Genomic DNA, 12,151 nt, shown 5'->3' with positions numbered 1-12,151 from the left:
TTAATGTATAACTATTCTATTTTTTCTTCCCCTGATTCGCTACTGCATCCATCAGCTTCTTTATTTCTTCGGGATTTCCGAGGAAATAATCATTAGCCACGTTCAGTTTTTCGTCAAACTCGAACACGTAAGGCACGGCAGTAGGCAGGTTCAGCTTTATAATATCTTCATCCGAAATATGTTTCAGATGCTTGATGATACCCCTCAAACTATTGCCATGAGCCACCACCAGTAAGGTATGGGCTGTTTTCAGACTGGGAAATATATCCGATTCCCAATAAGGCATAATACGTTCGATGGTATCTTTTAATGATTCGGTACGGGGGAGTTCGGCATCGGGAACTTCATGGTAACGATAATCGAAGCGCGGGTTTCTCAAATCATTCTCCGCAAGCGGATTAGGAGCTATATCGTAGCTACGACGCCATACGAGCACTTGTTCTTCACCATACTTCTCGGCAGTTTCCGCTTTATTCAGTCCCTGCAACTCTCCATAATGCTTTTCATTCAAGCGCCAGTTTTTCTCTACGGGAATCCAGTCCAGATCCATCTTGTCCAGCACACAGTTCAGTGTCTTTACAGCTCTTTTCAGATAAGAGGTATAGGCTTTATCGAAATTGAATCCATATTCTTTCAGAGTCACACCGGCTTTCTCCGCTTCGGCAACTCCTTTTTCGGTCAGGTCTACATCCGTCCAGCCCGTAAAACGGTTTTCCTTGTTCCAGGCACTTTCTCCATGACGAAGCAATACTATCTTTTTCATTCTTATAAATCTCCTTTCTTCTTTTTACATATAGAACATTTTGCTTCTCTACAAAGTTCACCAAAGAATGAATAGTTATCAATACCCGGAAAAGATGATTCTTTCAGTATATCAGTAAAATATAGGGAATATGTATATAAAAAATAAACTCACCTTTCCCCGAAAGGAAAAGCAAGTTTATTCAAGAAAAAGAGAGAATTTATATGTCCTGAAAATCTATCCCGATTTTCCGTTTTCTCTTAAAAGGCCATTGCAGAAACAGACGTGTCAGCGTTTTTACCATAATACGCTTCTTTTGTCTTCTTGATGTCACGTAGCAAAGCCGCATAATGGCGATAATTCAAATCACCTTCCTTACAAACAGCGAGCTGCTTTTCCACATATTCTTCAACCTTGTCAAAATGCGTTTCTACAAAGAGCAGGATATCAGAGCGGTTGAATGTCGCATTCGCATTGGCGATATCCTTACTTTCGGGATTCATCATACGTCCGATAAATGTCAGATAAGACCGTTGCAACTGGCGACGGAGATTATTTTCCAGCTCATTGGAAGCATTCAAAGGTTTCCATATCGCAGTGAACACATCATTCAGATATTCATCAAGCGGATACGGTTCCGAACCGCACAAAGAAGCCGAATAGATATTATACAACATCCCCGGTGCAAGCAATAGAGCGACTAAGGAACTTTGGCGGTCACGAATTTCGTCCATAGGTTTGACTCCCGTACAACTCACCACCTTATCGGGATAAAGCCAAAGCGGAGCCTCGAACAGATTGCGTCCCAGCCATTCTACAGCCTCTTTCTGTACACTACGCGGCAGGTAATCATAAGGTTTCATCCCTGGCAGATTATTAGAATAACGCCCCCCCAGGTTCTTCTGCACTTGCAGGGTATATTTCAGATGTTGGGCACGGACTGATTTATAAATCGTATTCAAGTCATCATACTGACCGTCAGGCTGCGCTGTCCAAGTCATTATATTTTCCATCACCCTTTTCAGATTCTTTATACCATATTCATTCGCCTTCATATTATTATCGCCCAAATCCTCACTTTGGCTGCGCGGGTCAGCACCTTTCCCTTCGTCACCGATAAACAACAGGCGATGGTCACCCTGAAGCTTTTTCGTGACTTCGGCACGTAATACTGTTTTCTCCTTAAAGGGGTCTTTAAATTCAGGACGATATTGGTAACCCCATTTTATTGCCCATTTGTCATAGTCGCCTATACGGGGGAAAAGCCCTTTTTCCGAAATCCGGTCTTCAGGCTGTGCCACATAATTAAACCGTGCATAATCCATTATTGACACCGTGTGACCATTGGCTTCCACCCAAGCCTTGTCACGCAACTTTTCTACTGGCGTAGCCGAACTTGCCGCCATGTTGTGACGCAGACCGAGGGTATGCCCCACTTCGTGCGAGGAAACGAACTGAATCAACTTACCCATCAATTCGTCATCAAAAGTCATTGTCTGCGCACGCTTATCCAAAGGTCCGCACTGCACCATATACCACTTTTTAAGTAAGTTCATCACGTTGTGATACCAGCAAATGTGGCTTTCCATGATTTCTCCGCTACGAGGATCCACAATGCGCGGCCCATAAGCATTCTCGTTTTCCGACGGCAGATAACGCAATACGCTATAACGTGCATCATCCAAGCTCATAGTAGGATCATTCGGCCATTCTTTAGCCATGATGGCATTTTTGAATCCGGCAGCTTCAAAGGCCGCATTCCAGTCGTTCACACCCGCTTTGAGGTAAGGTATCCATTTCTTCGGTGTTGCCGGGTCTATATAATATACAATGGGGCGTTTCGGCTCAGTAAGTTGTCCCCGACGATACCGTTCCGGGTCTTTCGGTTCCAACCGATAACGCTGGACAATAGCTCCGCGTACAGTAACCTGCTGGTTATCTGAAAACTCTGTTATCGGATTTTGGAAGAATCCCACCCGTTCGTCCGCCAGTCGTGGCTGCATGGGTTCTTTAGGCAACATTACCATGCTGGTATTCAATTTCACAGTTACCGAACCTGTTGCAGCAGCCGGCAACTTGCCGGAAGTGACATTGTAAGTGCGCAAGGTTGTCACCTCTACATTAATAGGATACGTCTTGATGGTATCCATAAATGTACGATCCTGTACCAAAGAACCGATACTAAGAATGGAACGGTCACTTGATGTAAAGCCACACGTCTTGTTATCGCTCAAAAGAAACTTGGACACATTGACAAGCTGCGCCTGAGTTTCCGGGTTTCTACCGATAACATCGAATTTGGCAATAACCGGATCTACCGTCGATTGCTTCAACGCTTCCGCTATCTTATCACCCGGACGGGCAAACTGTGACTGTACATACTCGCGCAGAAAGAGAATCTTATCGTTATGTTGTTCCCAATAAACCACACTCCGGTTCACCTCTTCGCCACTAATCATCTTGAAGCCTTGCGGCACGGCCTTAAAACGGGTAACGACCAACAATAACCGTCCCAACAAAGAATCCGGCACTTCAAAATACCAGTCATCTTTGATATGACGTACTGTAAACATCCCCTCACATTCACTGCCGCCTTCTTTCAGCAGTTTTTCATAAGGTGTAGTTTTCTTGACAGTGTCTTTCTTAACTGTATCTTCACGGACTCCCAGACCCTTCTTCCCAAATTCCAGCAGACTGGTACCGCTTGCCTGTACTTCGGCTCCTTGCAACGCCCAAAGCACCAATACAATTATCATCAAAATTTTTTGCATTATTTTCCTGATTTATTTTATTCGTTAGTATTCAGTGTCAGATTCGGATTCTTTTCACGGGCAGCCATCGGGAACGGAATGATATACAAACGTGAATCCGGTTTCAACGTATATGTTTTCTGCTCCACATCTGTGGTAACCAACGGGAAAGTGCGGGTTATCGTCTTCGCATAGTCGGCTTCCGTATTGAATCGTTTCAAATCCCAGAATCGGCTGAATCCGAAGAGCAGTTCTTTACGACGCTCATTGATGATTTCCTGTATCATCTCACGTTGTGTAGCTGGTTCTGGCAGTACTGCTTCACTCCCCTTGATACGTTTCTCGCGCAACAAGTTCAGTACTTTGACAGCCCCGGATAAATCGTTTAACCGTGCATTAGCTTCTGCCAAAATCAAATAAACTTCGGCGGTACGCATACCTACAGCCATGTATTGAAACTTAGAATAGGTAAGGGCAGTATTCCATAAAGCAGCTCCGGAACCCTCGTCAAAATAATACTCAAGATTACCGGTCGTTTTGAAGAATAGGTTCAAACGCTCGTCATTATCTCCGAAAAGCTGTACTAGTTCCGGACTAATCATACCATAGGTATAAGCAGGATTGTCCGAGGTGCTACCCATATAAGCATAATTCAACACTTCCGGATTGCCACCTTTGGCATAAGTTGAAACCTTAGTCGGCCCCCCGACGGCATCCAAAGCTATATAATCTATCAAGGCATTGTTCCGTTTCAAAGATTCCTCCGCCGCATCCTTAGCTTTTTTCCAGTCACGGTGGAACAAGTAAACGCGTGCCGCCAATGCATAGCCGAATGCTTTCGACGGATGATATACATTCACCGGTTCTTCCTGCAGATAAGGTAACGCATCCTCGATATCCTTGATGATAAAGTCATAGACTTGGGCAACAGTAGCTTTGGTAGGAGTCGCTTCCAAGTCATATTCGCTGACAATAGCAATACCACCGTCAGTGGCTGCTGTCTCCGGATTATAGGCTTTAGCAAATGTATTCACTAGAATAAAATGATCCCACGCACGCATGATTTTTGCTTCCGCTTTAGCCAGTTCCTTCACATCCTTGTCACCTGTACTATGATCTACCAATGAAATCACGATGTTAGAGCGTAAGATGTATTGATAACAGTTTGCATACAGATTATTATCACTTAATTCTTTACGATCGGCATCCTCATTAAAAGTCATATTGATTCCATCAGAGGAAAGATATTCCTTGCCGATAATATTCGATTCTTTTGACCAGACATTATCACTCAACAAAGCAAAAGATGACGGATAATAACTCCGGTTCGGCAAAGCCACCAATTCATAATAAGTCTCGGTAGAGTCCACAGTCTTCTTTCCTGTAGGGGTAATATCCACGTAATTCTCGCAAGCCGCAAATCCCAAGATAAGCAGAACCGGCAATATATAAAGTAATTTACGCATATCCTATATTCTTTTTAAATAATTAGAAACTTGTTGATAATCCGATAGAATAAGTCTTGGGTGAAACCATGCCGCGTGTGCCGCTGTTCAATCCGTAGCTTTCCGGGTCAATGTCGCTTCCTGCCTTACACCAGGTAAACAGGTTGTTCACTTGCAACTTCAAATTCAATGAATTAAGCCGGATTTGACGGCAGATACCAGACGGCAAACTATACCCCAGACTCAAGCTACGCAATTTCACATAACCGGCATCTTTCACATTAATATCACCATATTGCCACCAATCCTGGAAAGTACTTGCGTAAGTTTTAACCTTTGTGGGCATATCAATATACATACGTACATTTGCATCCGGTGCATCCGCACTCCAACGGTTGGTTATGTCTTTCAACGTCTGGCTTCCCACCTGGTCACTCATACTTACCACACTATTACGCAGTTTGTTACCGCCTGCATATACAAAGAAAGCATTCAAGGCAATTCCCTTGTAGCTAAGTCTCAAGGACACTGCTCCATTGAATTTCGGAGTCAACGAGCCAAGATTTACAAGATTCTCAGTACCTTTCAGTGACGATCCAGTAGTAATATTGGCAACCGTACCATCCTCGTTGAACGTCACCAGGTCGTTTCCGTCCTTATCCACCGCTACCGGATATCCATTTTCAATACGGTCTATACGGTAAGCCCAAAGCGTATTATAACTGGTTCCCTCCATAAAGTAGTTCTGCGGGCTCATAATAAAACTTGTCGAAGTGTCCGAATCACTATGATCCACCTTTAACATCTTGTTCTTGTTATGGGCAAAGTTGAAATCAACAGCAAAATTCCAGTCCTTCTTCCTGATGAGATTGGCAGTAAGAGAAAATTCGACACCCCGGTTGCGCATCTCACCGTTGTTCACTACACGTGATTTAGCCCCCAATGTGGGATCCATGTAGCGGCGTACAAGCAAATCAGATGAGTGGCGGTTATAATACTCCAAACTACCATTGACCAAATTATTGAAAAGACGGAAATCCAGTCCCACATTATAAGTGGCTGTTTTCTCCCAACGGAGTTTCGGGTTCGGAAGATCATCATCATCATAAGTCAGGTAAGTCGTCTTGATCGGATTGCTCTGGGTCTTCTGCTTTACTACAAAATAGGTAGTCGAACTCTGATCCACATTACCGTTGATACCATAGGTCATACGTGCTTTCAGGAAGTCGAGCCAAACAATATCTTTCATAAATGACTCTTCCGACATAATCCAGGACGCCCCGACAGACCACAAGGGATGACGCTGGTTACGGATATCAAGTCCGAACAAGTCCGCCTGATCCCAGCGGATACTTCCGGATACATTATAACGGGACAAATAAGAATAACTTGCATTGGCATAAAAAGATGCATAACGATGACGTGATTCTTGCAACGTAGGCGACAGGCCACTCAAAGTAATCGTATTGCCGGAAAGTGCACTGGTTCCTACACCGTCACGGTATGCCTGCCAATCTATAATGTCAGAAGTCAGTGTCTGAGGATCGTATCCATACATTAATTGCCGTGTAGGTTTCGGAATCTTATTTTCCCTGAATTCAAGTCCGGCAATGGCAGTCACTGTATGATTCTTCCAACTTTTGTCAAAGTCTATCTGGTTACGTACAGTATAACGGTTACTGCTCAACTCATCTTGAAAGAACCGTCCGCCTTTCGGCATTGCCGAATTTCCATTCGTATCAATCATAGAGTTGTACGTCATACGCATCAAATAGGAGTCCTCCGCATCAAACACTTCACTCTTGCTATGATTCCATTCATATTGATACATGAAGTTATATTTAAACATCTTCAGGAATCGTGCCTGCAAACTGACAAACGGGCGGATGCTGACATTGCGTGATTTAGCAGCACCTTCACCCAATGCATCAAGCACATTAAAACCAAATGTTTTATAAGGTGAAACACCTTCCGCCTTGTTCACGACACTCCCATTATAAGCTCCACCCGAATATCCGCTTACATTTACATAAGGAGAATTATAACGGTTACCATCGGCATCCATTATTCTTTCATAACGTTGTTGTATAGTGTAACTGGTAAACAGGGTATTCGGTGTATCGCTACTTCCCAAACGGGCGTCCACCCCGGCATTCACATTCAACCAACTGGTGATGGCATAGTTCGACTTATAATACAAGGAGAATTTATTCCTTTTATCATTTATCGTACGCCCCTTGTCATTTTCATAATTGAACGAAAGGAAGTGATTGTTTTTTCCGACTTTCTGCGATACGGACACATTATAACGCTGAGTTACAGCCGTACGCCAGGCATTGTCACGATATTCTTTATAATAGTCATTATTACGCCACTGATTCAATGTGGCTTCGACTTCACTATTACTTAGTGTACCATTCTCCCGATCCAGATAAAGTTGGAACAACGGATTATAGTAGCCTGCCTTATAGCTGGACAAAAAACCGGACGCACTGCCTGATTCGGCTACATTCGCATCAAACACCGCTGTTTGATAATCAATAATGTCGCTTGTAGAAGCCAGGTTCAAACTGTTGAAATTCGGTTTGCTGGTGATGAACCAATCAGCATTGATATTCACATGCGCACCCTCTTCTCTGGCCTGTTTGGTAACTACCACAATAATGCCGTTTGCAGCCAAAGCACCATAAATGCTGGCTGCCGCCGCATCCTTCAAGACAGTAATACTCTCTACATTATAGGGATTTATCTCACTCAGGGTCAAGTCGGTCGGCATATCATCCACTACGATTAGCGGATGTGAGCCTACTTCCTTCGAGAATGTACCTATACCACGAAGAATGGGGCTCATATCCCCGTTATTCGGATTGATATCCATACGCAGGCCGGCTATTTGTCCTTCCAGAGATGAAGTCAGGTCAGTGTGCATCTGCCTTGTCAGTTGTTCAGAATCTATAAAACCGAAAGAGGCAGTAGAGCGTTCACGGCTGATACGCTGATAACCCGTCACTACAACATCTCCCAATTGCTGTTTATCTTCATGCATAATCACATTGACATGAGTACGCCCTTTAATAGATACCTTTTCAGTTTGCATACCGACAAAAGAGACTTCCAATGTGTGGGTTTCCTCCATCACTTTACAAGTGAAATTTCCTTTGATATCGGAAATAGCTCCAAACGGGCTGTCGATTCCCCGGATATTCGCACCCGGCAGCGGATCCCCTTTTTCATCCACTACCCGCCCTTCGATGTTCCTGACTTTACGAGTAGGCGATGCAGGCTTCACTTTACGGACAGTGATAAAATGTTGTTTCACCTCATATTCAAAAGGTTTCCCTTCCAGTATTTTCTGGAGTGCCGCCAAAGGTGCCAACTGATGTATGCTTACGCTTACCCGGTACGCTCCGACATCTTCACTAGGAAAATTCACCTTATAACCGGACACATTGCTGAACTGCTTCAAAGCCTCTCCCAATGGCGCTTCCTTTAGTTCCAAAGAAATCAATTTGCTGTCCGTATTTTGTGCCCGTCCATGCAGGGCAATTACAAACATCAGCAATAAGAAAGCGGCTTTCATCCATACGACCTTTCTCATTGCCTTTTTGCGAGACAATGTAATTTGTTGCTTTTTCATAAGAGTTGTATTTGTAAAGTTATATATGTTTAATCGTAATAGTTCCGTCCTGATAATCTACATGTACTTTTTCCAGTTTATTCAGCAGTTCCACCGCCTCGTCCAGATGGGCGTTGCGGTTCGCCCAAAAGTTCAGGCGGATATTGTATAGTTCCACCCGTTCAAAGTCAACGTTCACGTTGTACCATCTGCCCAGAGAACTCATAATTTCTTCCAGCGACGAATCTTCAAAATAGAACATTCCTTCTGTCCATGCCGTATAAGTAGCTATGTTGACACGCGATATTTTCTCTTCTCCGGTTTCCGTATAGGTCAAGTCCTGTCCGGGTTGAAGCACTACGGACGTAAGGCTGTTCGTGTTAGTCACTTGCACTTTTCCCTGCACCAATGTCACGTGGCGGTCTTCTGTTGTGTATGAACGTACATTGAATTTAGTACCCAGTACATGGGTATCCATGCCCTCGGCACTTACGATAAAAGGACATTTTTCATCCTTTGCCACTTCAAAGCAGGCTTCACCTTTCAGCTCTACCCGTCGTTCCTTTCCGCAGAATGCGACAGGATAACGCAGACTACTTTCAGCATTTATCCACACCTTAGTCCCATCGGACAATACCAACAGGAAACTTTTTCCACGTGGTGTAGTCAACGTTTGGCAACAGGTGGTATCCGGTGCCAATGTTTTCCATTCTTTGATATCCATCACACTGTCTTCCAACAGTTGTTGTTCATGATGACCGTCCATTTGCAGCATCACATGTTCTCCACTGACAGTTGCGGCAAAGAATCGCACCGGTTCCTCTTTTTTTATATAGGAAGAAGGAAGTAAAGCAGGTATAAGAAAGGCCAAAACCAAAACGGCAGCCACAGCAGAAGCCGCTACCCAAATACGTGTTTTCATTTTTGCCTTGCGTCTCCTATCCAGGCTTTCACGCATCACAGCTTCCTTGCAAGCCATCAGGTCAAGAAATAGCTCCTTGTTTTCAGGTACGCTAATCCACTGGTTGAACTCTTCCGTCTCCCTTAGTCGCGGTTCCTGTATCGCACGCAATGCATAATCTGAATTCTGGTCTGGATTTTCCATCATAGTAATCAACTGTTTATCTTAATACGTAGAGCCAACCGAAATTAATGACACCTAAGAGAGATTTTTTTTCTTGATGGAAATTCAGAAAGAACAAATTGGCTGGAAAAACAGGTACAAAAAAGAAACGCAAGCCTCATATTTTATGCTATATAACAATATTCAAAGCACAGAACGAAGATATTAGCATTTTTAGTTGCTTGCATAGATAGAATGACGTATTTTTATTGCAATATTATTAAAGAAAATAACAGTGGATGTTTATTGTTTCGCTGTTAGCGTAACGTTAGCAATAAAGTTAAACAAATAAAATATCATCAAATCATGCTAAGTAATAAAGTGATAGACTATTTGAATAAACAAGGTGTATATTCGGAAAAAGAAGATAAAGCATATAAAAAGGCTTTGATAGATTTAGGAATTGATTTAAATAGTGATTTTGCATTCTTTTGTCTTCATACAACGGAAACAAGTTTTAAAGGGCGAGTTGGTAGTATAGATAATATATGTTGGTTTCTTGTATATTCAACTTATGCTCAAAGAGCAGAAACTTTGCAGAATAATTTGGAACTGCCGAAAGAATATCTTCCTTTAGATAGTTTTGAGGCGGAAGGCGTTTTTTTCTATAACCGTAATACAGGAGAAGTTCTCGAAATTGAATTGGGAGAAAAACTAATCAATTTTCAGAATGGAAAGCTGTCTCCACAATGGAAAAACTTCAATTCTTTTTTAGAATGGTATTTGGGATTATAATAAGTTATTGCTAACAAGCGAATGAACCACCCTAACGATCAGTTATTCACAACCCATTAGCAACGAGAGTGTAATCAATATAAAAACAGAAATATGCAAGAGCTTACTGATAGTAAATCTGAAATTCTGATATTTGAGTGTAATAGATTAGAGATTAATCCGAAAGAATATTGGATAGAAATAATAGAAGTTTCATTTATAAAAGGCGATAACTACATTTCAATTTCAAGACTTTCGTATGAGGATGAAACTTATATAGAATACAATGACCAAATAAATTGTTTGTATTCCAACTATAAAGATGTAAAGTTTGAATTGAAAGAGAATATTCTATCTATCCAAGTATTGAACAGTAATAAGAGATATAATATGCCTTGCAAAATACGGATTGTTTTAAATACTAATTGTAATAGCCTCAATGAAACATTTGAAATTTTGCAAGCACCAACAAAAGATTTATAAATGAAAATCCCCCCAAAAGATCGATTATCCTCCGAACACTATTGACGATGAAAAAAGAAGAACTAATAATGTGTTTCCCTCTAAATTTGAAAGAGGATGTTCAAGTAGTCATTGATAATTTGAAAATCAAGGACGGAGATATTCATAAGAGGTCATATAACGTCAAAATTAATAATATCCTCTTAACAATACCGGAACGAATTTACTTTAGTGAGCCTGCGTCCGGGAATTTGACTACTATACAGAAATATATTTTAGACTGCATTTTCACCAAACATCATGATGGTTTTATTAGACAGAAGCATTTGCGCAATCTGTTATTCTGTACAGAGTATTGGATAATACCGTTCTGCTTTAGGTTATTAGGTGAATATGTAAAAAATATATTGCCTGACATAAAAGTTCAAATAGATAATAATATTGAAAATTACCTTTACTTTATATCTGAAAATAACGAGTTCTATAATAGAACAAAAAGCCAGATGATTAGCTATTGGAATTGTTATTATAGAAAGGAATATCCAAATCCTAAATCATATATAGGTTTTCAAATTTTTAGTGAGTTAGAAAATGCATATAACAAACGAATAGATATAATGCGAATATGAAATTTGAAGGAATTGATAAAAATAACGCTCACGCAAGAGCAATAGAATTGCTGACTGAAGATTTTTTTTGGAGTGCTTCAGATGAATTATCTCCATTTGGTTCAGATGAAGGACATACTGCCTTGTGTGAATTCCGAAAATGGCGTAAGAAAAATAAAAAAATATCTGTTGGATATTGTATTGCCTGGGTTATAGAAAGTGTGGGAGAATTTGACGACTACGATGACTACAACGAAGAAAATCTTGTGGACGAACTCAAGATAAAAAGTCAAATAGATAATGATGAATTTGACGACCAACAATATATTTTCACTCTTGACTCCTCTGTCATTGCAACAGCATTAGGTCAATTAGTGGATGAAGGTTTGATAGAAGTTGATTACAAATATTTTGTTCAAGTGGCTATAAATCGTTTGAGAATTTGGGCTAACTTACATGAAAGTTGGAAGTATAAAAACGAATTTGTCAGACGGTTAAATATAATAGAGAAAGTACTTGAAAAAGCATAAAGCAATCAACAACCCTAACAAGTAAATGAACTCTCCCAACGGTTCACAGGCTTCACCATTCATATGAACAACTATAAATCAGATATTTATGGTGAATGGAAGTAGAAAAAACAAAGCAAACAACCCTTCACATCCTTCACCTCTTTTTTCATATGCTATGA

8 protein-coding genes are annotated in these 12,151 nt (G+C 41.3%); 3 read left to right on the top strand and 5 right to left on the bottom strand.

Annotated elements, in window-relative coordinates; all coding sequences use genetic code 11:
* Positions 1-16 precede the first annotated feature (16 nt).
* From gpmA to RDN93_RS10425, 5 genes are all read right to left on the bottom strand, one after another.
* A complete protein-coding gene (gene gpmA, locus RDN93_RS10445) occupies positions 17-763 on the bottom strand; it encodes a 2,3-diphosphoglycerate-dependent phosphoglycerate mutase (RefSeq protein WP_308745465.1) in 747 nt (248 codons plus the stop codon).
* Positions 764-1,002: 239 nt separating this feature from the next.
* The gene (locus tag RDN93_RS10440) at positions 1,003-3,513 is read right to left on the bottom strand and encodes a zinc-dependent metalloprotease (RefSeq protein ID WP_308745464.1); all 2,511 of its coding nucleotides are present in this window, start codon (positions 3,511-3,513) and stop codon (positions 1,003-1,005) included.
* Between the two features lie 17 nt (positions 3,514-3,530).
* Positions 3,531-4,958, bottom strand: a complete 1,428-nt coding sequence (locus tag RDN93_RS10435; RefSeq protein ID WP_308745463.1) for a RagB/SusD family nutrient uptake outer membrane protein — start codon at positions 4,956-4,958, stop codon at positions 3,531-3,533.
* A gap of 22 nt (positions 4,959-4,980) precedes the next feature.
* Entirely contained in the window at positions 4,981-8,574 is a 3,594-nt protein-coding gene (locus tag RDN93_RS10430; protein WP_308745462.1) for a SusC/RagA family TonB-linked outer membrane protein, read from the bottom strand.
* 19 nt (positions 8,575-8,593) lie between these two features.
* The gene (locus RDN93_RS10425; protein WP_308745461.1) at positions 8,594-9,661 is read right to left on the bottom strand and encodes a FecR domain-containing protein; all 1,068 of its coding nucleotides are present in this window, start codon (positions 9,659-9,661) and stop codon (positions 8,594-8,596) included.
* A 321-nt stretch (positions 9,662-9,982) separates the two neighbouring features.
* Between RDN93_RS10425 and RDN93_RS10420 the strand changes: the two genes are divergently transcribed.
* The 3 genes from RDN93_RS10420 to RDN93_RS10410 all read left to right on the top strand — a co-directional run bounded on the left by RDN93_RS10420 (position 9,983) and on the right by RDN93_RS10410 (position 11,990).
* Positions 9,983-10,411 (top strand): hypothetical protein, encoded by a 429-nt coding sequence (locus RDN93_RS10420; RefSeq protein ID WP_308745460.1) that lies wholly within the window; start codon positions 9,983-9,985, stop codon positions 10,409-10,411.
* Between the two features lie 93 nt (positions 10,412-10,504).
* A complete protein-coding gene (locus RDN93_RS10415) occupies positions 10,505-10,873 on the top strand; it encodes a hypothetical protein (protein WP_308745459.1) in 369 nt (122 codons plus the stop codon).
* A 604-nt stretch (positions 10,874-11,477) separates the two neighbouring features.
* Complete coding sequence (locus RDN93_RS10410; RefSeq protein ID WP_209319475.1) at positions 11,478-11,990, top strand: hypothetical protein; 513 nt, start codon at positions 11,478-11,480, stop codon at positions 11,988-11,990.
* The last annotated feature ends 161 nt before the right edge of the window (positions 11,991-12,151 follow it).

The sequence above is a fragment of the uncultured Bacteroides sp. genome (genome assembly GCF_902491285.1).
Lineage (GTDB): Bacteria > Bacteroidota > Bacteroidia > Bacteroidales > Bacteroidaceae > Bacteroides.
The sequence above is the reverse complement of the archived record's forward strand: the minus strand, read 5'-3'. Positions and strand labels throughout refer to the sequence as shown.